The sequence below is a fragment of the Streptomyces sp. NPDC018045 genome (assembly GCF_044327445.1).
Lineage (GTDB): Bacteria > Actinomycetota > Actinomycetes > Streptomycetales > Streptomycetaceae > Streptomyces.
On record NZ_JBIRFL010000001.1, the window covers coordinates 909,168 to 930,924 of the forward strand.

17 protein-coding genes and 1 pseudogene are annotated in these 21,757 nt (G+C 72.1%); 8 read left to right on the forward strand and 10 right to left on the reverse strand.

Annotation, left to right across the window (positions count from 1 at the left end; translation table 11 throughout):
• Positions 1 to 62 precede the first annotated feature (62 nt).
• The gene (locus ACH4EB_RS03890; protein ID WP_398345658.1) at positions 63 to 662 is read right to left on the reverse strand and encodes a biotin transporter BioY; all 600 of its coding nucleotides are present in this window, start codon (positions 660 to 662) and stop codon (positions 63 to 65) included.
• Between the two features lie 310 nt (positions 663 to 972).
• Here ACH4EB_RS03890 and ACH4EB_RS03895 point away from each other — a divergent pair, with 310 nt between their 5' ends.
• The 3 genes from ACH4EB_RS03895 (at position 973) to ACH4EB_RS03905 (ending at position 4,970) form a co-directional block, all read left to right on the forward strand.
• Positions 973 to 2,385 (forward strand): amino acid permease, encoded by a 1,413-nt coding sequence (locus ACH4EB_RS03895; protein WP_398345659.1) that lies wholly within the window; start codon positions 973 to 975, stop codon positions 2,383 to 2,385.
• Between the two features lie 249 nt (positions 2,386 to 2,634).
• On the forward strand, positions 2,635 to 4,101 hold the full coding sequence (locus tag ACH4EB_RS03900; RefSeq protein ID WP_398345660.1) for an amino acid permease: 1,467 nt from the start codon (positions 2,635 to 2,637) through the stop codon (positions 4,099 to 4,101).
• A 227-nt stretch (positions 4,102 to 4,328) separates the two neighbouring features.
• Positions 4,329 to 4,970, forward strand: coding sequence for a superoxide dismutase (locus ACH4EB_RS03905; protein WP_398165930.1), 642 nt, complete (start codon positions 4,329 to 4,331; stop codon positions 4,968 to 4,970).
• 169 nt (positions 4,971 to 5,139) lie between these two features.
• Here the strand turns inward: ACH4EB_RS03905 and ACH4EB_RS03910 are convergent, their stop codons facing one another.
• The gene (locus ACH4EB_RS03910; protein WP_398345661.1) at positions 5,140 to 5,796 is read right to left on the reverse strand and encodes a disulfide bond formation protein DsbA; all 657 of its coding nucleotides are present in this window, start codon (positions 5,794 to 5,796) and stop codon (positions 5,140 to 5,142) included.
• 123 nt (positions 5,797 to 5,919) lie between these two features.
• Between ACH4EB_RS03910 and pepN (ACH4EB_RS03915) the strand changes: the two genes are divergently transcribed.
• Both pepN (ACH4EB_RS03915) and ACH4EB_RS03920 read left to right on the forward strand, forming a co-directional pair.
• Complete coding sequence (gene pepN, locus ACH4EB_RS03915) at positions 5,920 to 8,502, forward strand: aminopeptidase N (protein WP_398345662.1); 2,583 nt, start codon at positions 5,920 to 5,922, stop codon at positions 8,500 to 8,502.
• A 181-nt stretch (positions 8,503 to 8,683) separates the two neighbouring features.
• Entirely contained in the window at positions 8,684 to 9,730 is a 1,047-nt protein-coding gene (locus ACH4EB_RS03920; protein ID WP_398345664.1) for a hypothetical protein, read from the forward strand.
• Positions 9,731 to 9,760: 30 nt separating this feature from the next.
• Here the strand turns inward: ACH4EB_RS03920 and ACH4EB_RS03925 are convergent, their stop codons facing one another.
• Positions 9,761 to 11,536 (reverse strand): TIGR03767 family metallophosphoesterase, encoded by a 1,776-nt coding sequence (locus ACH4EB_RS03925; RefSeq protein WP_398345665.1) that lies wholly within the window; start codon positions 11,534 to 11,536, stop codon positions 9,761 to 9,763.
• Between the two features lie 268 nt (positions 11,537 to 11,804).
• Between ACH4EB_RS03925 and ACH4EB_RS03930 the strand changes: the two are divergent.
• Both ACH4EB_RS03930 and ACH4EB_RS03935 read left to right on the forward strand, forming a co-directional pair.
• A pseudogene (locus ACH4EB_RS03930) lies at positions 11,805 to 12,515 on the forward strand (pre-peptidase C-terminal domain-containing protein); the annotation flags it as partial.
• A gap of 83 nt (positions 12,516 to 12,598) precedes the next feature.
• Positions 12,599 to 13,630, forward strand: coding sequence for an aspartate-semialdehyde dehydrogenase (locus ACH4EB_RS03935; RefSeq protein ID WP_398345666.1), 1,032 nt, complete (start codon positions 12,599 to 12,601; stop codon positions 13,628 to 13,630).
• An 85-nt stretch (positions 13,631 to 13,715) separates the two neighbouring features.
• On the opposite strand, the gene ACH4EB_RS03940 is transcribed toward ACH4EB_RS03935, so the two are convergent.
• The 3 genes from ACH4EB_RS03940 to ACH4EB_RS03950 form a co-directional block, all read right to left on the reverse strand.
• Entirely contained in the window at positions 13,716 to 14,237 is a 522-nt protein-coding gene (locus tag ACH4EB_RS03940) for a DUF1203 domain-containing protein (RefSeq protein WP_398345667.1), read from the reverse strand.
• Positions 14,238 to 14,334: 97 nt separating this feature from the next.
• On the reverse strand, positions 14,335 to 14,682 hold the full coding sequence (locus ACH4EB_RS03945) for a type II toxin-antitoxin system PemK/MazF family toxin (protein ID WP_398345668.1): 348 nt from the start codon (positions 14,680 to 14,682) through the stop codon (positions 14,335 to 14,337).
• Positions 14,669 to 14,899 (reverse strand): ribbon-helix-helix domain-containing protein, encoded by a 231-nt coding sequence (locus tag ACH4EB_RS03950; protein ID WP_398345669.1) that lies wholly within the window; start codon positions 14,897 to 14,899, stop codon positions 14,669 to 14,671. The genes ACH4EB_RS03945 and ACH4EB_RS03950 overlap by 14 nt, the downstream gene beginning before the upstream one ends.
• Before the next feature lie 112 nt (positions 14,900 to 15,011).
• On the opposite strand from ACH4EB_RS03950, the gene pepN (ACH4EB_RS03955) reads away from it, so the two are divergent.
• Positions 15,012 to 17,588 carry an aminopeptidase N gene (gene pepN / locus ACH4EB_RS03955; protein ID WP_398345670.1) on the forward strand — a complete coding sequence of 859 codons (2,577 nt, stop codon included), beginning with the start codon at positions 15,012 to 15,014 and terminating at the stop codon, positions 17,586 to 17,588.
• 189 nt (positions 17,589 to 17,777) lie between these two features.
• On the opposite strand, the gene alc is transcribed toward pepN (ACH4EB_RS03955), so the two are convergent.
• From alc to ACH4EB_RS03975, 4 genes are all read right to left on the reverse strand, one after another.
• Positions 17,778 to 18,935 carry an allantoicase gene (gene alc, locus ACH4EB_RS03960; protein WP_398345671.1) on the reverse strand — a complete coding sequence of 386 codons (1,158 nt, stop codon included), beginning with the start codon at positions 18,933 to 18,935 and terminating at the stop codon, positions 17,778 to 17,780.
• 140 nt (positions 18,936 to 19,075) lie between these two features.
• Positions 19,076 to 20,050, reverse strand: a complete 975-nt coding sequence (locus ACH4EB_RS03965; protein WP_398345672.1) for a LysR family transcriptional regulator — start codon at positions 20,048 to 20,050, stop codon at positions 19,076 to 19,078.
• 165 nt (positions 20,051 to 20,215) lie between these two features.
• Positions 20,216 to 21,190 carry an acyl-ACP desaturase gene (locus ACH4EB_RS03970; protein WP_398345673.1) on the reverse strand — a complete coding sequence of 325 codons (975 nt, stop codon included), beginning with the start codon at positions 21,188 to 21,190 and terminating at the stop codon, positions 20,216 to 20,218.
• A gap of 241 nt (positions 21,191 to 21,431) precedes the next feature.
• On the reverse strand, positions 21,432 to 21,674 hold the full coding sequence (locus tag ACH4EB_RS03975; protein WP_365835026.1) for a hypothetical protein: 243 nt from the start codon (positions 21,672 to 21,674) through the stop codon (positions 21,432 to 21,434).
• Positions 21,675 to 21,757 lie beyond the last annotated feature (83 nt).

Here is a 21,757-nt window from a genome sequence, read left to right on the forward strand (position 1 = left end):
CCACGCGAGGTGGCGGTACGGGGCCCGGTCCGGTTCCGTACGGCGGAGACGGCGCCCGCGGGTCAGCCGCGGCGGCCGAGCAGCTTCCAGGCGGTGGGCAGCGCGCCCATCGCCAGCGCGGCCTTGAGGGCGTCACCGATCAGGAAGGGGACGAGACCGGCCGCCACCGCCTGGCCGAACGACATGCCGGTGCTCAGCGCCAGGAAGGGCACGCCGACCGCGTAGATCAGGGCCGTGCCGACCGCCATCGTGCCGGCCGTGCGCAGCGCGCCGCGGTCGCCGCCGCGGCGGGCCAGCGCGCCCACCGCGGTCGAGGCGAGCAGCATCCCGAGGACGTAGCCGAAGGTCGCGCCGCCCGCGCCGGCCGCGCCGTTCGCGAACCACGGCAGGCCGGCCATGCCGAGCAGCGCGTACAGCGCGAGGGACGCGAAGCCGCGGCCCGCGCCGAGCGAGGCGCCGACGAGCAGGGCGGCGAAGGTCTGACCGGTCACCGGGACCGGGGAGCCGGGGACCGGAAGGGCGATCTGCGCGGCGATGCCGGTGAGCGCGGCGCCGCCGACGACCAGTGCGGCGTCACGGACGCGGGCACGGGTGGCGCCTGCTGCGGGCAGCAGATCGGCGAGGACCGCACCGGGCCTGGTGGTTGCGTCGGCAGTGCTCATCGGAACTCCGCGGGGTGTGAGGTGAAGCGGAACAGGGTGGACGCGATGACGTTAGTTCAGCGCCCTTGAGCCGATCATCGTGTGGCGGCGACAAAGGCGCAATGGTGTCCTTGGAGAGTTCCGTACAACGTCCCGGCCGGTGGGCCGTACCGCCGCGTCAGCGGTCTTCGCAGGTCACGTGATGCTCATCACGGCCCGCTCCCCGGACAGGTGTGCATTTTGTGGTAGCGCGCGGCGGACGGGGAAACTGAGGGGACAACGCGGGACCCTGTGGGGTTCCCCCAAAGACCCTTTGCGAGAGTACAAGTCCATGCACGACGCACCCACCGTCGCAGGAACGCCGTCGCCGGGCGATGGCACCGGCGAGCGAGAACCGCTGTCCGCCGGGCTCAAACAGCGCCACCTGACCATGCTCGGGCTGGGCGGGGTGATCGGCGCGGGACTGTTCGTGGGCTCCGGCGCCGGTATCGCGGTGGCCGGCCCCGGCATCGTGCTCTCGTATCTGATCGCGGGCGCGCTGGCCATGCTGATCATGCGGATGCTGGGCGAGATGTCCTCGGCGATGCCCGCGTCCGGCGCGTTCTCGGTGCACGCGGAGCGCGCGCTGGGCCGCTGGGCGGGCTTCAGCGTGGGCTGGCTGTACTGGTTCCTGCTGGTGGTGGTGCTGGCGGTGGAGGCCGCCGGCGCGGCGCAGATCGCCAACGGGTGGGTGCCCGCCGTCCCGCAGTGGGGCTGGGTGCTGATCTTCATGCTGGTGTTCACGGCCGCCAACCTCACCGCGGTCAAGAGCTTCGGCGAGTTCGAGTTCTGGTTCGCGACGCTGAAGGTCGCCGCGATCGTGCTGTTCCTGGTGCTCAGCCTGCTCGCGATCTTCGGCGTGCTGCCGGACACCGAGGCGGTCGGGCTGGCCAACCTCACCGGGCAGGGCGGCTTCCTGCCCAACGGCTGGCAGGGGGTGATCTCCGGCGTCCTCGCCGTCGCGTTCGCCTTCGGCGGCCTGGAGGTCGTCACCATCGCCGCGGCCGAGTCCGACGACCCGGCGCGCAACGTGGCGCGGGCGGTGCGCAGCGCGGTGTGGCGCATCCTCTTCTTCTACGTGGGTTCGATGCTGGTCGTGGTGACCCTGCTGCCCTGGTCGTCGATGGAGCCGGGCAAGAGCCCGTACGTCGCGGTGCTGGACAGCATCGGCGTGCCGGGCGCGGGCCAGATCATGAACGTGGTGGTGTTCGTGGCGCTGCTGTCGGCGCTCAACGCCAACCTCTACGGGTCCTCGCGGATGGTGTTCTCGCTGGCCGAGCGGGGTGAGGCACCGCGCTCGCTGCTGAAGGTGACGGCGGGCGGGGTGCCGCGCCGGGCGGTGCTGTCCTCGGTGGCCTTCGGCTTCGTCTCGGTGCTGCTCAATCTGCTGTGGCCGGACACCGTCTTCCTCTACATGCTCAACGCGGTCGGCGCGGTGCTGCTGTTCGTCTGGGGCCTGATCGCGGTGTCGCAGCTTCGGCTGCGGCGGCAGATCGAGCGGACGGCGCCGCAGACGCTGACCCTGCGCATGTGGTGCTTCCCCTATCTGACCTGGACGGCGCTGGCGGCCATGGCGGCGGTGCTGGTGCTGATGCTCACCGACGACGGCGCCCGGCCGCAGTTGCTGTGGTCGGCCGCCGCGACCGGTGCGGTGCTGCTGGTCGCGGGGGTGCGGGAGTGGCGGATCCGGCGGTCCGGCGCCTGACCGGACGCCCGCCGCGCCGCGCGGGAAACGCGGCGGGCCGGAACGGGCCGTCGCGCTCGGGTCCCCTTCCGTTCCGGAAACACCCAGGGTCACGTCGCACAACGGTGTGAATACGGCCGGTCACGATCACGTCTGAATACCGAACAACTACTGCACGACTGTTGCCCTCAGCGGACACAGACACTCAAACTGAGCGCGTTTTCCGTCGATCGTCTCGCTCCGCTCTCACTTAATGGGACAGGTACGACCATGAATCGGACACCTTCGTCCACCACGCCCGAGCGCGAGCGGACCGGCCAGGTCCCGGGCGCCGGACCTGGCCCGGACGGCACCGGCGCCACGGCGGGCCCGGGGACCGGCACCCCCCTGTCCAACGGGCTCAAGCAGCGCCATCTGTCGATGATCGCGCTCGGCGGCGTGATCGGCGCCGGGCTGTTCGTCGGCTCCAAGGAGGGCATCGCGGCGGCCGGCCCCTCGATCGTGCTCGCCTACGCCGTCTCCGGCTGTCTGGTCATGCTGGTGATGCGGATGCTCGGCGAGATGGCGGCGGCCAGCCCCGCCTCCGGCTCGTTCTCCGTGCACGCCGGGCGCTCGATCGGCCCCTGGGCGGGCTTCACCACCGGCTGGATGTTCACCGCGCAGCTCTGTGTGGCGGTGGCCGCCGAGGCGATCGGCGCCGCCGGGATCATGACCGGCTGGTTCCCGGACACGCAGCCCTGGATGTGGGTGCTGCTGTTCATGGTGGTCTTCTGCGGGGCCAACCTGGCGGCGGTCAGCAACTTCGGCGAGTTCGAGTTCTGGTTCGCGGCCCTGAAGATCACCGCGATCGGCATCTTCCTCGTCCTGGGCCTGCTCGCCATCTTCGGTGTGCTGCCCGGCACCGCCGCCCCCGGCGCCACCCATCTGACCGGTGACGGCGGGTTCCTGCCCAACGGCTCGGACGGCCTGGTGATCGGCCTGCTGGCCTCCGTCTTCGCGTACGGCGGCCTGGAGACGGTGACGATCGCCGCCGCCGAGTCCAAGGACCCGGTGCGCGGCGTGGCCCGCGCCGTGCGCACTGCGATGTGGCGGATCGCCCTGTTCTACGTCGGCTCGATGGCCGTCATCGTCACCGTCATCCCCTGGAACAACGCGGACATCGCCAGGAACGGCCCGTACGTCGCGGTCCTGGACTACCTGCACATCCCCGCGGCCGGCCAGATCATGAACGTCGTCATCCTGATCGCGCTGCTGTCCGCGATGAACGCGAACATCTACGGCTCCTCCCGGATGGCGCACTCCCTGTCCGCCCGCGGCCAGGGCCCGCGCTTCCTGCGCACGGTCAGCGGCGGTGTGCCGCGCCGCGCGGTGGTCCTCTGCTCGGCCTTCGGGTTCCTGGCGGTGCTGTTCAGCTACTGGTGGCCGGAGACCGTCTTCCAGTGGCTGCTCAACATGGTGGGCGCGGCGATCCTGGTCGTCTGGGGCTTCATCGCCGTCGCGCAACTGCGGATGCGCCGCCGGCTGGAGCGCGAGGCGCCCGGGAAGCTGGTCGTACGGATGTGGCTCTTCCCGGTGCTGACGTGGGTGGCGCTGGCCGGTGTGGTGGCGGTGCTGCTGCTGATGCTGCGGGACGAGAACCAGCGCGTCCAGCTCTACTTCACCGGCGGGTTCGCGGTGGTGCTCATCGCCATCGGTCTCGCCAAGCAGCGAATGACACGTCAAAAGGACGCGGGATAGGAACAAGTAAGGCTTACCTCACCGAAATCACAAGTGCGGTAAGGCTTACCTCACCAGAATGCGCCGCTCTTTTCCGGAGGCGGTGCCGGGCCTCGGACCGAGGTCGGGCACCGCCTCCTTCTTTTGGCCCAGAACCCGCCCCTCGAAGGATTCGTGATCACTCATGCTGGTAGCGTGCAGTTGCAAGTCGATTGCAATTAAAGGTCGTAAGCAGCGGAGGGCTCGACATGGCCACCTACAATCTTCCGGAACTTCCGTACGACTACGCGGCGCTCGAACCCGTCATCAGCCCCGAGATCATCGAGCTGCACCACGACAAGCACCACGCCGCGTACGTCAAGGGCGCCAACGACACCCTGGAGCAGCTCGCCGAGGCGCGCGACAAGGACCAGTGGGGCTCGATCAACGGCCTGGAGAAGAACCTCGCGTTCCACCTCTCCGGCCACATCCTGCACAGCATCTACTGGCACAACATGACCGGTGACGGCGGCGGCGAGCCGCTGGACAAGGACGGCGTGGGCGAGCTCGCGGACGCCATCGCGGAGAACTTCGGCTCGTTCGCCAAGTTCAAGGCCCAGCTCACCAAGGCCGCGGCCACCACCCAGGGCTCCGGCTGGGGCGTCCTCGCCTACGAGCCGATCACCGGCCGCCTCATCGTCGAGCAGATCTACGACCACCAGGGCAACGTCGGCCAGGGCTCGGTCCCGATCCTGGTCTTCGACGCCTGGGAGCACGCCTTCTACCTCCAGTACAAGAACCAGAAGGTGGACTTCATCGAGGCGATGTGGCGCGTCGTCAACTGGCAGGACGTGGCCAAGCGCTACGCGGCCGCCAAGGAGCGCGCCAACGTCCTGCTGATCGCTCCCTGAGCCCGGCGCCCCCGGCGCCCCTGCTGAGCGTCCTGCCTCGTGATCGTCTTCTCAGCCTTCACCCGGCAGGCGGATAGCGGAAGGACCCCCGCGAGGACAGGACTCGCGGGGGTCCTTCTGCGTCCGGCGGCGGGTGCCCCGTACCCGGGAAGGCCGTTCGTGCCGCGGCTCAGCCGAAGACCGGGCCCTCGGTCCGTGTCCGCTTGATCTCGTAGAAGCCCGGAATGGACGCGACCATCAGGGTGCCGTCCCACAACTGCGCGGCCTGCTCGCCCTTCGGGGCCGGGGTGACGACCGGGCCGAAGAAGGCGATCCGCCGCCCGTCGGGGCCGGGGACGGCGATGACCGGGGTGCCGACGTCCTGGCCCACCAGGTCGATGCCCGCCTGGTGCGAGGCGCGCAGCTCCTTGTCGTAGGTGTCGGTGTCCGCCGCGTCGGCCAGCGCCGCGGGCAGCCCGGCCGCCACCAGGGCGGCCGCGATCGTCTCCTTCGTACGGGGCAGGCCCTGGGGGTGGAAGCGGGTGCCGAGCGCGGTGTAGAGGCGGGCCAGGGCCTCGGGGCCGTACTCCTGCTCGACGGCGACGCACACGCGCACCGGGCCCCACACCACGCCGCCGGGCCGGTTCTTCTCGCGGTACTCCGCCGGCAGCTCGTCGAGCCGGTTCTCGTTCAGCACGCCGAGGCTCATCACGTGCCAGCGCACGTCCACCGGGCGCACCTTCTCCACCTCCAGCATCCAGCGGGAGGTCAGCCAGGCCCACGGGCAGGACGGGTCGAACCAGAAGTCGGCCGGGGTCCGGTCGGTTGCGGCAGCGGTCTCGGACACGGTTGCTCCTCGGGCATACGGATCGATGGCCGATCGGAGGATCGGTCACCGGCTTCAACCGGGGCGCGGCGTGCCATGATTCCCAGTGTTCGATATACGAGACGAGGACGAGGGAGTCGCGTCGTGCCCGGTGAGAATCTGACCCGAGACGAGGCCCAAGAGCGGGCCGGACTGCTGAGTGTCGACGGGTACGACGTGGCGCTGGACCTGCGCTCCGCGGTCGGGGAGGGGGAGGCCGCGCGGACCTTCCGTTCCCGCACCACGGTGCGCTTCCGGTGCGCCGAGCCCGGCGCCGCCACCTTCGCCGACCTCGTGGCGCCGTCCGTCACCGCCGTCACCCTCAACGGCCGGGAGCTGGACCCGGCGGAGGTCTTCGACGGTACCCGGGTCGCCCTGGCGGACCTGGCGGCGGAGAACACCCTGGTGGTCGACGCGCAGTGCGCGTACAGCCGGACGGGCGAAGGCCTGCACCGCTTCGTCGACCCGGAGGACAGCGAGGTCTACCTCTACACGCAGTACGAGCCGGCCGACGCCCGGCGGGTGTTCACCACCTTCGAACAGCCCGACCTGAAGGCACCGTTCCGCTTCGAGGTGACCGCGCCCGACGGCTGGGTCGTGCTCAGCAACGGCGCCCGGGTGGGCGAGCCCGAGGCGGGCACGTACCGGTTCGCCGAGACGCAGCCGATCCCGACGTACATCACGGCCGTCGTCGCCGGCCCGTACCACTACGTCAGCGACACCTACCGGCGCACCCTCGACGACGGCACCGAGCTGGAGATCCCGCTCGGCGCGCTGTGCCGCAAGGGGCTGTCGCGGCACTTCGACCCCGCGGACATCTTCACCGTCACCAAGCAGGGCCTGGACTTCTTCCACGAGCACTTCGACTACCCGTACCCCTTCGGGAAGTACGACCAGGCGTTCGTGCCCGAGTACAACATCGGCGCGATGGAGAACCCGGGCTGTGTGACCTTCCGTGAGGAGTTCGTCTTCCGCGGCAAGGTGACCGACGCGTCCTACGAGCGCCGCGCCAACGTGATCCTGCACGAGATGGCGCACATGTGGTTCGGCGACCTGGTGACCATGCAATGGTGGGACGACCTGTGGCTCAAGGAGTCGTTCGCCGACTTCATGGGCGCGCTGTCGCTGGTGGAGTCGACCCGCTTCACCAACGGCTGGATCACCTTCGCCAACGGCCGCAAGGCGTGGGCGTACCGCGCCGACCAGCTTCCCTCCACCCACCCGGTCACCGCCGACATCCGGGACCTGGAGGACGCCAAGCTCAACTTCGACGGCATCACGTACGCCAAGGGCGCGGCCGTCCTCAAGCAGCTCGTGGCGTACGTGGGGCGGGAGGCGTTCCTGGAGGGCGCGCGGCGCTACTTCAAGCGGCACGCGTACGGGAACACCCGCCTGACCGACCTGCTGTCCGTCCTGGAGGAAACCTCGGGACGCGACCTGGCCACCTGGTCGCGCTCCTGGCTGGAGACGGCGGGCGTCAACGCCCTGACCCCGCAGGCCACCTACGACGCCGAAGGCCGCATCACCGAGCTGGGCATCCTCCAGGAAGCCGCCCCCGAGCGCCCCGAACTGCGCCCGCACCGAGTGGCCGTGGGCCTGTACCGGCGGGAGAACGCGGACGGCGCGCTGGTCCGCTACGCCCGCGCCGAGCTGGACGTCTCCGGTCCGCGCACGGTCGTCACCGAGCTGACCGGCGCCGACCGCCCGGAACTGATCCTGGTCAACGACGACGACCTGACGTACTGCAAGATCCGTTTCGACGAGCGGTCGCTGGCCACGCTGCGCGGCCACCTCGGCGAGATCACCGAACCGCTCTCGCGCGCGCTGTGCTGGTCCGCGGTGTGGGGCCTGACCCGCGACGGGCTGATGCCCGCCCGTGACTACCTCGACCTGGTGCTGCGCTTCGCGGGCCGCGAGTCGGACATCGGTGTGCTCCAGTCGCTGCACGCCCAGGCCGATCACGCGCTCACGCACTACACCTCGCCCGAGCACCGCGAGCAGGCCGCGCGGGAACTGGCGCAGGGCGCGCTGCACGAACTGCGGCTGGCCGAGCCGGGCAGCGGACACCAGCTCTCCTGGGCGCGCTTCTTCGCCTCGGTGGCCACCACGGCCGCCGACCTCCAGCTCCTCCAGGGCCTGCTGGACGGCACGGCGAAGATCGACGGCCTGGAGGTGGATCAGGAGCTGCGCTGGACGTTCCTGGAGCCGCTGGCCGCGCACGGCGCCGCCGACAAGGCCGCCGTCGACACCGAACTGCGGCGCGACGACACCGCGTCCGGCCGCCGCCATCACGTACGCTGCCTGGCCGCCCGGCCCTCCGCCGAGGTCAAGGCGCGGGCCTGGGCCGACGTGGTGGAGTCCGACGAGCTGTCCAACGCGCTGGTCGAGGCGACGATCTCCGGCTTCGTCCAGGCGTCGCAGCGGGAGCTGACGGCCCCGTACGCGCCCCGCTACTTCGACGCCGTCGAGCGGGTGTGGCGGGAGCGGTCGATCGAGATCGGCATGGCCGTGGTCCGGGGGCTGTTCCCGCTGCACCAGGACCGCCGGGAGACGCTGGACGCGGCGGACGCCTGGCTGGCCGGACACCCGGAGGCGCCGGCCGCGCTGCGGCGGCTGGTGTCGGAGGCGCGCGACGACCTGGCGCGGGGGCTGCGCGCGCAGTCCTGCGACGCGCAGGCCGCACGCTGACACCCGGCGCCCGTGTGCGAGTCCCGGCCGTGTGCCCGGGCGCGCGCACGGGCGCCGACTCCGGCCGGACCGGCGATTTTCGGCAGTCGAACGCCCGTACTTTAGGACGGCGTTGTCCGGATTTGTCGACGGGCGTGTAACAGGCGTTAGGAGGCGGGACGGCGGCGGGAATGGCCGGGGCATGAACCCTACTTCCCCAACCTCCGGCGGGGAGTCCCCCACCCCGCTCTCCCCCCGTCCCCTGCACAGCCGCTCCGGCGCCGGCCCCCGCGTGATGACCGGCCGTCAGCTCCGGGAACACGGCGTCGGCGCGGCGGAAGCCGCCGAGCGGTGCCGCCCCGGCGGCCCCTGGCAGCAGGTGCTGCCGGGCGTGCACCTGCTCCACCCCGGGCCGCCCACCAGCGAGGAACGCCTGCACGCGGTGCTGCTGTACGCGGCGGGCCGGTCGCCCGCCGTCCCCGCGCAGAGCAGTGCGGCGCCCGCCGAGGAGCCGATGATCACCGGGCTGGCGGCACTGGCCCTGCACCGCTTCTCCGCCGCTCCCCCGCTGCTCTCCCTGGACCGCATCGAGGTGCTGGTGCCCCGCACCCGGCGGCTGCGCAGCACCGGCTTCGCGCAGGTCGTCCGGGCATCGGTGATGCCGCCCGCGCAGCAGGTCACCGGGGTGCCGGTCGCCCCCGTACCCCGGGCGCTGGCGGACGCCGTCGGCGGACTCTCGGACGCCGGCACGGTACGGCGGCTGCTGACCGAGGCGGTGCGCGGCGGCCACTGCGAAGCGACCGCGGTCGTCCGGGAGTTCAGCCAGGCGCGGCTGCTGAACCTGCCGCACGTGGTGGACGCCGTGCACGCCCTGCTGGCCGAGGGCCGCGCGCTGGCCGAGGGGCGGCTGTACGAGCTGGTGCGGCGGTACGGCCTGCCCGACCCGCTGTGGAACGTGGACCTGCGGCTGCCCGGCGGCCCGTACCTGGGCGGGATGGACGCGTACTGGCCGGAGCACGCGGTGGCCGTGGAGATCGACGCGCGGGCGCCGCGCCAGGAGGACGACGCGCTCCGCGCGCAGTGCAACCGCAAGCGCGAGCGCCTGGAGCGGCTGGGCATCACCGTCGTCCACGTCACCCCGCGCAAGCTGCGGGACGCGCCGGAGCAGCAGGCAGCAGTGATCCGTACGGCCCTGATCGCGGCGGACGACCACGAGCCGGGGCCGTACGTGGTGGCGCTGCCGCGCTGACGCCGGCCGGGGCCGTGTGTGGCCCACCGCTCAGCGCCGTCCCAGCAGCAGCTCGGTGTTGCGGTCGCCCGGGCCGCCGGCGAGATCGCTCCGGGCTCCGGGAGCGTTGCAGGACAGTTCGCGGTAGAGCGCCGCCAGACCCCGCTGCGAGAGGTCGCCGAAGTCCGTACGGTGCGGCGCGTGCGACTCCACGAGCGTGGTGAACAGGGACAGGGTGCCGTCCCGGTTGTCCGTCACCTCCACGACCCGGGCCAACTGCGGGAAGTCGATGTGCGAGGCGGTGGTGACCTCCCAGAAGGTGCCGTGCGGGGTGACGCGGTTGCGGTGGCTGTGCCCGTTGATCCAGGCCAGCACGTTGCGGTGCCGGGAGAGCAGGGCGAGCAGCTCGGGCCCGCCGTGCCGCCGCTCGGCCGGGCGGGACGGGTCGGGCAGGGTGTTGTCCATGGACGTACTGGTGTGGTGGCTGAAGACCAGGACGTGCTCGTACGCGTGCGCCCGCAGCGTACGGCCGAGCCAGCGGAGCTGCCCCGCCCCGATGGAGCCGGTGTGGTGGCCGCCGGGGTCGGTGGTGTCGAGGCTGATGCCCACCACGTTCTCCGCGATGCGGAACGTGTAGTGGAGCCGGTCCGCGTCGAGGTCGGCCGGCGTGTAGCCGTGGCCGTGCGGGCCCGGGCCGGTGTACCGGGGGTCGAGGTGCGCGCGCAGGTACGCGGCGCGGGTGAACGGGACACGGCGCTCGTCCGGGGTGACGGAGCGCGCCCGCCTACCGTGCGCCCTCAGCAGGTCCGCGAAGTCCCGTCTGCCGGGGCCCGGGCCGCGGCGCACCGCCAGGTAGGCGCGGAGGGCCTCGTCGGCCGGCAACAGTTCCAGCTTGCGCCCGCCGGCCGCGACTTCCGCCAGGAACGGGTCGTCGGGGGCGCAGCAGCCCGCGGGCAGCGCGTCGTGGTTGCCGACGGTCGAGTACCAGGGCAGGTGCAGCCCGGGGCTGGTGACCGTACGGGTCGCCGCCGCCAGGAAGCCGGGTATGCCGGGGAAGCCGCGCAGCTTGTCGGCGTCGCGCAGGGCGCTGTCCGGCTGCCAGTAGAGCGGGTGGCCGCTGTTCTGCACGCCTTCGTAGTGGCGCGGGTCGCCGGAGTTGGGGGTGATCCGGCCGCCGCTCAGCGCGGTCAGGAACCAGTCGAGTTCGAGGCCGGCGTTGTTGTCCGTGTTGTCGCCGGTGGTCATCGCGAAGGACAGCGGCGCCCCGGTGGCGGGCCCGCCGGGCAGGCTGTTGACGCGCTCCACGAGGGAGACCGCGCCGGCGACGGACAGCGCCTCCTGCGGGCGCCAGGCACCGGCGGACCGCACCCGGAGGTACTCGTAGCGCAGCGGATGCTGTACGTCGACCAGGTGCAGGTCGGTGAGCTGCACGAAAGCGGCCAGCACGGTGCGCCGGTCGTCCCGGCCGGGGTGTGCGGCGGCGAGGTCACGGCGTACGACGCGGCCCCAGCCGGGGCCTTCGGCGAGCCGGCGGTACCCGGCCGCGCCGCCGCCCGGGGCGGACACCGAGGCGAGGGTGGTGCCTTCGGTGTAGGGCACCGGGGGTACGGGCGGCGCGGCGACCGGTTCCGGTGCGACGAGGGGGGCGGCGAGTGCGCCGGGACCGGTGGCGGGCCGGGCACCGCCGGTCCCGTACGCCAGCGCGAGCGCGGCCGTGGCGCCGACGGCACCGCCGGCGGCGAGGAAGGCCCGGCGGTCGACGGCGGGCGCGGTGCGGACGGTTGCGGCGGTGGGCGCGGCGGGGGCGGCGGACCGTGTACGGGACATGCACGAGCTCCCTGGTACGGACGGGCGGCGGCGAGGGCGGCGCGAGACGCCCGCAACCGCCCTCTCACCTGGGAGCGTTGGCAGCCGGTATGGCCCACGGGTGAACCGCGCCGCAACGCCTGCCGCCGATCGCCGCACAGGGATCATGGCGGGCGCCGATGGCCACCGGGCCCTCGGGCCGGGTGCGGCCGCCGGCCACCGGAGGTTCATCTCGCGGGGTAGGCGGGCGGCGGTCCGGGACGGGCCGGGCGCCGGGTCGAAGGCGGCGCCCGGCGTCTGGGAGATCGAGGTCGAGTCGCGGCGCACCTCGGCGCTGCTGGACAACCCGTACACGGTGACCGCGAGCGCGCTGGGCGCCGCCTTCGACCCGGCCGTCCGCGTCCTGCCCGAGGCCGGGGCCGGCCGCCCGGCCCCGGTGGACTGGAAGGTCACCAATGCCTTCGCCGCCGTCGAGGGCACCCTCAAGGGCGGCGAGCTGGGCTCGTCCCGCACCGAGCGCCCGACGGTCGAGGAAGGCGAGTCGCAGCGGTACGAGGTCGTCGTCGGCAGCGGAGCGTCCCGACTGGACGCCGCGATCGGCGCGCCCGCCGACGTCAAGGCCGACCTGGACCTGAGCGTCCTGCTCGGCGGCAAGGTGGTCGCCTCGTCGGCCACCGGCAGCTCGGACGAGGCGGTCAGCATCGCCAAGCCGGCGGCCGGCACGTACACCGTCGTCGTGGACGGCTACGCGGTCCCCGCGGGCAGCACCGCCTACGACTACCGTGATGTGTATTACTCCTCCGCGCTGGGCTCGCTCAAGACGGACGAATCTTCCCCGGTGAAGCTGGGTAGCGGAGCATCGACGCAGGTCACGGCCGAGGTATCGGTCGCGGGCGCGGCCCCCGCCGGACGCGGGCTCTTCGGCGAGGTGCATCTGCTGAACGCTTCCGGCACGGTCACGGGCAGCGGTGGCGTGCGCATCGAAAAGGTCGTGCCGTGACGGCCTGAGATAGTGGACAGTAACGGGGCGGGTGCCCTCGACGGCACCCGTTCCGCTGCTGTACGTACCGAACAAGGAGTGCCATGAGGATCGGAATCGTCGGAGCCACCGGTCAGGTCGGCAGCGTGATGCGGGGCATCCTCGCCGAGCGGGATTTCCCGGTGGAGCAGCTTCGACTGTTCGCCTCGGCCCGCTCCGCCGGGCGTACGCTCCCGTGGCAGAACACCGAGATCACGATCGAGGACGCGGCCACCGCGGACTACTCCGGTCTGGACATCGTGCTCTTCTCGGCGGGCGGGTCGACCTCCAAGGCGTTGGCCCCGAAGGTCGCCGACGCCGGCCCGGTCGTGATCGACAACTCCTCCGCGTGGCGCATGGACCCCGACGTCCCGCTGATCGTCTCCGAGGTCAACCCGCAGGCGATCTCCGAGCGCCGCAAGGGCATCATCGCCAACCCGAACTGCACGACCATGGCCGCCATGCCGGTGCTGCGCCCGCTGCACGCCGAGGCCGGGCTGGTCTCGCTGGTCGTCGCCACGTACCAGGCGGTGTCCGGCAGCGGTCTGGCGGGCGTGGCCGAGCTGGACGAGCAGGTCCGCAAGGCCGTCGAGCAGGACGCCACCAAGCTCACCCACGACGGCTCGGCCATCGACTTCCCGGCGCCGGACAAGTACGTCCGCCCGATCGCCTTCAACGTGCTGCCGATGGCCGGCTCGATCGTCGACGACGGTCTGAACGAGACCGACGAGGAGCAGAAGCTCCGCAACGAGAGCCGCAAGATCCTGGAGATCCCGGAGCTGAAGGTCTCCGGCACCTGCGTGCGCGTCCCGGTCTTCAGCGGCCACTCGCTCCAGGTCAACGCCCGCTTCGAGCGCGAGATCACCCCGGAGCGCGCCAACGAGCTGCTGGCCGGCGCCCCCGGCGTCGCCCTCTCGCACGTCCCCACCCCGCTCCAGGCCGCCGGTCAGGACGCGTCGTACGTGGGCCGCATCCGCAAGGACGAGACGGTCGACCACGGTCTGGCGCTGTTCCTCTCCAACGACAACCTGCGCAAGGGCGCGGCGCTGAACGCGGTCCAGATCGCGGAACTGGTCGCGGCGGAACTGCGCGGCTGAGACGTTTCCGCAGGTGCCGAGGGGCCCGTACGGATCTTCCGGACGGGCCCCTCGGCGGCTTCGTGCCGGGTCATGACACGGGCTCTTACGGCCGCCGCACCTCGAAGTGGAAGCACCCGTACTCCAGGGCGCGGACGTGCACCAGCACCACGTCCGGCTCGGCGAACGCCTCCGCGAGCGCCGCGTCGAACCCGGCGTCCGCGTCCTCCGGGATCTCGAAGCAGCGACCGCCGACGATGTGCCCGTCCGCGTCGTAGCGCCGCAGCGTCCGCAGCGCCCCCGGCCGGGCGAACGGGTACCCGGTCCGGCCCGCGTCCGGCCCGCCGCACTCGTCGGCGTGGAGGAACACCGGCCCGCACTCGTCGTACGCCCCGGGCCGGGCCCCCTTCTCCTCGGCCCACCGCCGCAGCGGCGCGTACGAGACCAGCGCGATCCGCTCGCCTTCCTCGACGGCCCGCAGGCAGCAGCGCAGCGGGCTGCCCACGCTGCCGATGCGGTCACTCGCACTTCCGGCGGCATACGGCTCCGTGGCCCGGCCGGAGTCGTCGGACACCCGCAGTTCCTTGAGGGCGGCTTCGGGGATGGGGAGAGGTGTGTACGTCGTCATGCGTACAGGGTGGGCGTACGAGAAGCCGGTTTCCGGCGGGAATCGGACGGGGAGGTGGGGCGATTCAAGGCGGTCCGCCACGGGTGGACCGGCGCGCTCAGAGCCCCAGATGCCTGCGCAGGGCCGCGTCCAGGCCGACCATCGCCCGCGCCGGAACGCTGCCGATCCGCCGGCCCAGCCGCTCGGCGGACACCGAGCGCACCTGCTCGCACTGAGCCTTGGAGTCCCGCGGAAGCCCGCAGTCGCCGGCGGTCAGCAGTACCTGAAACGGGAGGACCCGAGTGACGTTGGACGTCACAGGCACCACCGTGAGCACGCCCCTTCCGGCACGCTGAACAGAACGGTTGGCCGCGTCGTTGGACACGAGCACCGCGGGACGCAGCTTGTCGGCCTCACTCCCCCGGACCGGCTCCAGGTCGACCAGGTAGATGTCACCGCGCCGCATCGACGATTCCGTCCCCCGAAACCCCGTCCCACAGCCGCGCGTCGTCGCTCTCGTCCCACTCCTCCCAGGCCAAGGCGTAATCCGCCTCCAGCTCGGAGGACCGCAGCAGCTCGATCGCCGCGTGTATCACGGCCGACCGAGATTCGGCGTCGGTCTTCTTGCCGTACGCGTCGACGAACGCGATGTCCTCTTCCGGAAGACTGACACTAACCTTCATACCCTCGATGCTACTGCGAGCGGAACAGCTTTACCACCTCGTTTACCCCCCTCCGTCGCAGCATGCCTCCGTGGAAGGATGGCCCAAAGTCCGATGCGAAGGAGATGAACGGGTGCCTGGCACGAATCTGACCCGCGACGAGGCGCAGCAGCGGGCGCGGCTGCTGAGTGTGGACGCGTACGAGATCGATCTGGACCTCTCCGGTGCGCAGGAGGCGGGCGAGGGCGGCACCTACCGGTCGGTGACCACGGTGCGGTTCGACGCCGCCGAGGCGGGTGCGGAATCGTTCATCGACCTGGTGGCGCCGACCGTGCACGAGGTCGTGCTCAACGGTGAGTCCCTGGACCCGGGCACGGTCTTCGAGGACTCCCGGATCGCGCTGCCGGGCCTGCGCGAGGGCCGCAACGAGCTGAAGGTCGTCGCGGACTGCGCGTACACCAACACCGGCGAGGGCCTGCACCGCTTCGTCGACCCGGTCGACCAGCAGGCGTACCTCTACACGCAGTTCGAGGTGCCGGACGCCCGCCGGGTGTTCGCCAGCTTCGAGCAGCCGGACCTGAAGGCGACCTTCACGTTCACCGTCAAGGCCCCCGAGGGCTGGACGGTGATCTCCAACTCGCCGGCGCCCGAGCCCCGGGACAACGTGTGGCGGTTCGCGCCGACACCGCGGATCTCCACCTACATCACCGCGCTGATCGCCGGCCCGTACCACAGCGTGCACAGCACCTGGGAGGGCGACGGCCGGTCGGTGCCGCTGGGCATCTACTGCCGTCCGTCGCTGGCCGAACACCTCGACGCGGACGCGATCTTCGAGGTCACCCGGCAGGGCTTCGACTGGTTCGAGGAGAAGTTCGACTACGCGTACCCGTTCGCCAAGTACGACCAGCTCTTCGTGCCGGAGTTCAACGCGGGCGCGATGGAGAACGCGGGCGCGGTGACCATCCGCGACCAGTACGTCTTCCGCTCGAAGGTGACCGACGCCGCCTACGAGGCGCGCGCCGAGACCATCCTGCACGAGCTGGCGCACATGTGGTTCGGCGACCTGGTCACCATGGAGTGGTGGAACGACCTGTGGCTGAACGAGTCGTTCGCCACGTACACCTCCATCGCCTGCCAGGCCCACGCGCCGGGCAGCCGCTGGCCGCACGCCTGGACCACGTTCGCGAACTCCATGAAGACCTGGGCGTACCGGCAGGACCAGTTGCCCTCCACGCACCCGATCATGGCCGAGATCCGCGACCTGGACGACGTGCTCGTCAACTTCGACGGCATCACGTACGCCAAGGGCGCGTCCGTCCTCAAGCAGCTCGTCGCCTACGTCGGCCAGGACGAGTTCTTCCAGGGCGTGCAGGCGTACTTCAAGGCGCACGCCTTCAAGAACACCCGGCTGTCCGACCTGCTCGGCGCGCTGGAGAAGACCAGCGGCCGGGACCTGAAGACCTGGTCGAAGGCGTGGCTGGAGACGGCCGGCATCAACATCCTGCGCCCGGAGCCCACGGTCGCCGAGGACGGCACGCTCACCTCCCTCGCCGTCCGCCAGGAGGCCCCGGCCCTGCCGGCCGGCGCCAAGGGCGAGCCGGTGCTGCGGCCGCACCGCATCGCGGTCGGCTGCTACGACCTGAAGGACGGCAAGCTCGTCCGTACGCACCGGATCGAGCTGGACGTGGACGGCGAGCGCACCGAGGTGCCGTTCCCCGCGAACACCCGCCGCCCGGACGTCATCCTCCTCAACGACGACGACCTGTCGTACGCGAAGGTCCGGCTGGACGAGGACTCGCTGCGGGTCGTCACCGAGCACCTGGGCGACTTCACCGAGTCGCTCCCCCGCGCGCTGAGCTGGGCCTCCGCCTGGGACATGACGCGGGACGGCGAGCTGCCCACCCGCGCCTACCTGGAGCTGGTGCTGTCGGGCATCACCAAGGAGTCCGACATCGGCGTCGTGCAGTCGCTGCACCGGCAGGTGAAGCTGGCGCTGGACCTGTACGCGGCCCCGGCCTGGCGGGAGACCGGCCTGGCCAGGTGGACCGAGGCGACGCTGGAGCAGCTCCGGGCCGCGGCCCCCGGCAGCGACCACCAGCTCGCCTGGGCCCGGGCGTTCGCCGCCGCGGCCCGTACCGACGCGCAGCTCGACCTGCTCCAGGGCCTGCTGGACGGTACGCAGGAGATCCCCGGCCTGGCCGTGGACACCGAGCTGCGCTGGTCGCTGGTGCAGCGGCTGGCCGCGACCGGCCGCGCCGACGAGAAGGTCATCGACGCGGAGCTGGAGCGCGACCGGACCTCGGCGGGCGAGCGGCACGCCGCCGCGGCGCGGGCGTCCCGGCCGACCGCCGAGGCGAAGGCCGACGCGTGGGCCTCGGTCGTCGAGAGCGACAAGCTGCCCAACGCGGTGCAGGAGGCCGTGATCGGCGGCTTCATCCAGACCGACCAGCGGGAGCTGCTGGCGCCGTACGCGGAGAAGTACTTCGCCGCGGTCAAGAGCGTCTGGGACAGCCGCAGCCACGAGATGGCCCAGCAGATCGCGGTCGGCATGTACCCGTCCCTCCAGGTCTCCCAGGAGACCCTGGACGCGACCGACGCCTGGCTCGAATCGGCCGCGCCGAGCGCCGCCCTGCGCCGCCTGGTGACGGAGTCCCGCTCCGGCATCGAGCGGGCGCTGAAGGCCCGGCGGGCGGACGAGGCCGCCGCGTAACGGCTCGCGGAAGCACGGGAGGCGCCCCGGGACGGATGATCCGGGGCGCCTTCGCCGTGCGCGGTCCGGCGCCGGGCATCCGGACACGGTGACGCCCGGCGGGCGGCGCGCCGTGCGCTGCCGTCTGCCGGGCGAGCCGGTGGACGCCGGGCTCCGCCCCCCTCCGGCGGAGCCCCGGGCGGAGTGCGGTCAGCCGTTCAGTTCGTCGAAGCGGCGGACCAGGCCGGCGCGGCCGGCGTCGGTGAGGTCGCCGTGCAGGCGCATCCGGGCCACGCCGCCGTCGGGGAAGACGTCCAGCCGTACGTGCGTCGCGGTCACCGGGCGCGGGAGCGCGAAGCGGTGCGGGGTGTCGGGCTGGAGCTTCGTCTGCGGCAGGATCTCGAACCAGGCGTCGTCGTCGGCCGGGTCGGCGGTCGCCGCGTCGCACCCGTGGAGCGCCGCCCAGCCCGCCGCGTTGCCCTTGAGGTACGCGGTGTCGATCTCGACGGCACGGATCTCGCCCTGCGCGGCGAGGCGGAACCGTACCCAGTCGTTGGTGTCGCGGACCCGGCGGCGGCGGTTCTCCCAGCCGTCGTCCATCTTGCGGGACAGGTCGGGCCGGATGATCTGGGTGGGGGAGGAGTAGAAGCGGTCGGAGGCGTCCTCGACGACGCCGCCGTGCATGACGGACGCCAGGTCGACGGTGCCGAGCACGTCCAGCCAGGCCGGGTCGGGCACGACCTCGCCGTACACCCGCAGCCGGGCGATGCCGCCGTCGGGGTGCTGCTTGAGGCGCAGGTGGGTGAAGCGGCGCTCGGCCGTCACCGCGAAGCCGTTGGCGGCGTGGCCGCGCACCGGCGTCCGGGGCACGATCTCCTCCCACTTCACGTCGCCGGCGAGCAGGTCCGCGGGGCCCGGGCTGCCGGGGACCGCGGTGGCCTCGACGGTGACCTGCTGCGGGTAGTTGCCACGGAAGTGGGCGGTGTCGACGATGACGCCCCGGACGACGCCGGGGGCGGCGAGGCGGATCAGCGCCCAGTCGTGCTCGTCGTCGGTGGGGAAGGGGTGCGCGCCGTCCGCCCCGCGCCGCCGCCGGGTCTCCCAGCCGTCCATGATCTTGCCCTTGTGGCCGAAGCGCTCCGGGTCGAAGACCGCGGGCCCTGGCTTCAGCAGGTTCTCGCGCTCGGCGAAGAACTCGTCGTTCGCGGCGATGACCCCGGCGCCGAAGCGGCGGTCGGCGAGGTCGACGAGCGAGGTGAAGGGGAAGTCCCCGCCCCGGTAGTCCGCGTACGGATCGCCGCCGCCGTACGGTGCGGCGTCGTTGGCGTGCGGATCGGTGGAGGAGGCCACGGCCGGAGTGCTGGTCATCTCTGCCCTTCGGTGAGGGGGTGACGCGGACTCCTCGACGATGGCAGGAACGTTTATTCCAGGTCTATCGAAAGTTTTTGGAGGATACGTTCAGGCACACTGAACGATCGGCCCACCGGCCGACCGAGAGCGGTCGGAAGCTAGTGCCCGGTGTCCGCTTCCGGCTGCACCGCGAGGCCCGTGGCCACCCGCCGGAGCGCGGCCAGCACCCGGGCCGGCCCCGGCGCTTCCTCCGCCCCCCGCCGCACCGCCGCCACCACGTGCCGCCGCGGCTGGTCGGCCCGCAGCACCCGCACCGCCACCCCCGGCTCCGCCGCGGGCCCGCCCCCGTGCCCCGGCCCGGACCGGCCCCGTACGCCGGACATCGCCATCCGGGGCACCAGCGCCACCCCCATGCCCGCGCCGACCATGGCCAGGATCGCGTCCCAGTCGGCAGCGGCGTGCGCCCGTTCCGGAACGAAACCGGCGTGCTCGCACGCGGTGGTCGTGATCTGCGACCAGGGCCCGCTGCTCCCGAAGATCCACTGCTCGCCCGCCAGGGCGGCCAGCCGCAGCCCCGGCTCGTCCGCCAGCGGGTGCCCGGCCGGCAGCGCCACGTCCAGCGGGTCGGCGAGCAGCGAGAACCGGGTGAACTTCGGGTCGCGCGGCGTCGGCGCGTGCGCCGCCAGCGAGAGCGCGAGGTCGACGCTGCCCTCCGCCAGCAGCCCGTACGCCTCCGCCGCCTCCGCCTCCCGTACGGACACCACGAGCCCCGGGTGCGAGCCGCGCAGGTCCCGTACGGCGGGCACCACCAGCGCCGGGATGGAGGTGGAGAACGCGCCGACCCGCACCTCCCCCGCCTCGCCCTGGAGGTAGCCGAGCAACTCGGCGTCCGCGCGTTCCAGTTGCGCGAAGACGGCTTCGGCGTGCCGCAGCACCAGGTGCGCGGCGTCCGTCAGGCGCACGCGCCGGCCGTGGGCCTCCAGGAGCGTCACCCCGAGCTGCTTGGCCAGCCCGGTGAGCTGCTGTGAGACCGCCGAGGGCGTCAGGTGCAGCGCCTCGGCGGCCGCGGTGACCGTGCCCAGCTCGTGCAGGGCGCGCAGGACGCGCAGCTTCTTGATGTCCCAGTCGGCCATGCGGGCAGCGTACGCACCCGGCCCCGGCGGCCCGCGACGCCCGGCCCGCCTGCCGCGGCGGCCCCGGGCCGTACCAGGGCGCTTCCGACGGATCTCCGCGGCATCGCGCCGGCCCCAGACCCGGTCGTCACACCCCCGCCTGCCCCTCCGGCCGACGACGGGAGGCTAGCCGCGCGCCGCCCGGCGGGCCTCCCGGGCCGCCAGCCGCTCGTCGAACTTGCGCGCCTGATCGTCCAGTCCGCCCATGAACTGCCCCAGCTCCTCCTGGGCCCGCAGGCCGGCCGGGCCGAGGCCGCCGATCTCCAGGACCTTCAGGTAGCGCAGCACCGGCTGGAGCACGTCGTCGTGGTGGATGCGCAGGTTGTAGATCCCGCCGATCGCCATCCGGGCCGCGGCGCGCTCGAAGCCGGGCATGCCGTGACCCGGCATCCGGAAGCCGGTGACCACGTCCCGTACCGAGCACATGGTCTGGTCGGGCGCGAGCTCGAAGGCGGCACCGAGCAGGTTCCGGTAGAAGACCATGTGCAGGTTCTCGTCGGTGGCGATGCGGGACAGCATCCGGTCGCAGACCGGGTCGCCGGAGTGGTGGCCGGTGTTGCGGTGCGAGATACGGGTCGCCAGCTCCTGGAAGGCGACGTACGCGATCGAGTGCAGCACGCTGTGGGCGTTGTCGGACTCGAACCCGGCCGACATGTGCGCCATGCGGAAGTTCTCCAGCTCGACCGGGTCCACGGCCCGGCTGGTGAGCAGGTAGTCCCGCATCACGATGCCGTGCCGGCCCTCCTCCGCCGTCCAGCGGTGCACCCAGGTGCCCCAGGCGCCGTCCCGCCCGAAGAGGCTGGCGATCTCGTGGTGGTAGCTGGGCAGGTTGTCCTCGGTCAGCAGGTTGACCACCAGGGCGGTCCGCCCGATGGCGGTGACCTTGGACTGCTCGGGGGCCCATGGTTCGCCGCCCATGACGCCGTCGAAGTCACGGCCGTCGCTCCAGGGCACGTACTCGTGGGGCATCCAGTCCTTGGCGGCCTTCAGGTGCCGGTTGAGCTCCTTCTCGACGACCTCTTCGAGCGCGTACAGCAGCCGGGTGTCGCTCCATGCGGCCTGGCCGCGCTCTCCGGCGTGACGGTCGGGGGCGATGGTCACGGGTACTCCTGGGGACGGGTTTACCTACGACTCCGTAGGTTACGCCATCGTAGGTTAGGGCCGCGTGAAAACAACCCCCCGGCGGAATCGCACCCTCCGCGACACCGTGGCAGCGGCCGGCGCGGTACACGGGTACCGCACGCGCGGCCGGAAAATCCGCGCCGAACGCGAAAAAAGGGCGCCCGCCGGTTCTCACGAACCTGCGGGCGCCCTCGACGAGGCGTTGCGGATGAGCTCTGGATCAGACCTTCGACTGCTTGCGGGACTTGTCGCCGGCCATGACCAGACCGGCGATGACCAGGAAGAGCACGAGGGGAGCGGCGACATAGAGGCCGAGCGTCTGCACGACACTCAGGCCCGGACCCGGGTCGTCACCATCGTCGCGGGTGAGCGCGAACGCGGGGGACGACATCAGCAGCATCAGCGCGGTGCCGGCCGTGATGGTTCCGGCGCGCAGGGCGTTCTTCTTGACCAGATTGCTCACGAGGTCAACGTATCGGACGCCGTTCACCCTCGCGCGCCCGGGGTGGCCTAACGGCTGACCCGGCCGCACCGGCCCACCCCGGG

Bases quoted from the DNA above. Each gene is read 5' to 3' on its own strand.
- ACH4EB_RS03925 (WP_398345665.1), bottom strand. From the start codon at position 11,536: ATGTCCCGTACACGGTCCGCCGCCCCCGCCGCGCCCACCGCCGCAACC.
- ACH4EB_RS03895 (WP_398345659.1), top strand. From the start codon at position 973: ATGCACGACGCACCCACCGTCGCAGGAACGCCGTCGCCGGGCGATGGC.
- ACH4EB_RS03900 (WP_398345660.1), top strand. From the start codon at position 2,635: ATGAATCGGACACCTTCGTCCACCACGCCCGAGCGCGAGCGGACCGGC.
- ACH4EB_RS03905 (WP_398165930.1), top strand. From the start codon at position 4,329: ATGGCCACCTACAATCTTCCGGAACTTCCGTACGACTACGCGGCGCTC.
- alc (WP_398345671.1), bottom strand. From the start codon at position 18,935: ATGACCAGCACTCCGGCCGTGGCCTCCTCCACCGATCCGCACGCCAAC.
- ACH4EB_RS03935 (WP_398345666.1), top strand. From the start codon at position 12,599: ATGAGGATCGGAATCGTCGGAGCCACCGGTCAGGTCGGCAGCGTGATG.
- ACH4EB_RS03950 (WP_398345669.1), bottom strand. From the start codon at position 14,899: ATGAAGGTTAGTGTCAGTCTTCCGGAAGAGGACATCGCGTTCGTCGAC.
- ACH4EB_RS03920 (WP_398345664.1), top strand. From the start codon at position 8,684: ATGAACCCTACTTCCCCAACCTCCGGCGGGGAGTCCCCCACCCCGCTC.
- ACH4EB_RS03945 (WP_398345668.1), bottom strand. From the start codon at position 14,682: ATGCGGCGCGGTGACATCTACCTGGTCGACCTGGAGCCGGTCCGGGGG.
- ACH4EB_RS03965 (WP_398345672.1), bottom strand. From the start codon at position 20,050: ATGGCCGACTGGGACATCAAGAAGCTGCGCGTCCTGCGCGCCCTGCAC.
- ACH4EB_RS03940 (WP_398345667.1), bottom strand. From the start codon at position 14,237: ATGACGACGTACACACCTCTCCCCATCCCCGAAGCCGCCCTCAAGGAA.
- ACH4EB_RS03890 (WP_398345658.1), bottom strand. From the start codon at position 662: ATGAGCACTGCCGACGCAACCACCAGGCCCGGTGCGGTCCTCGCCGAT.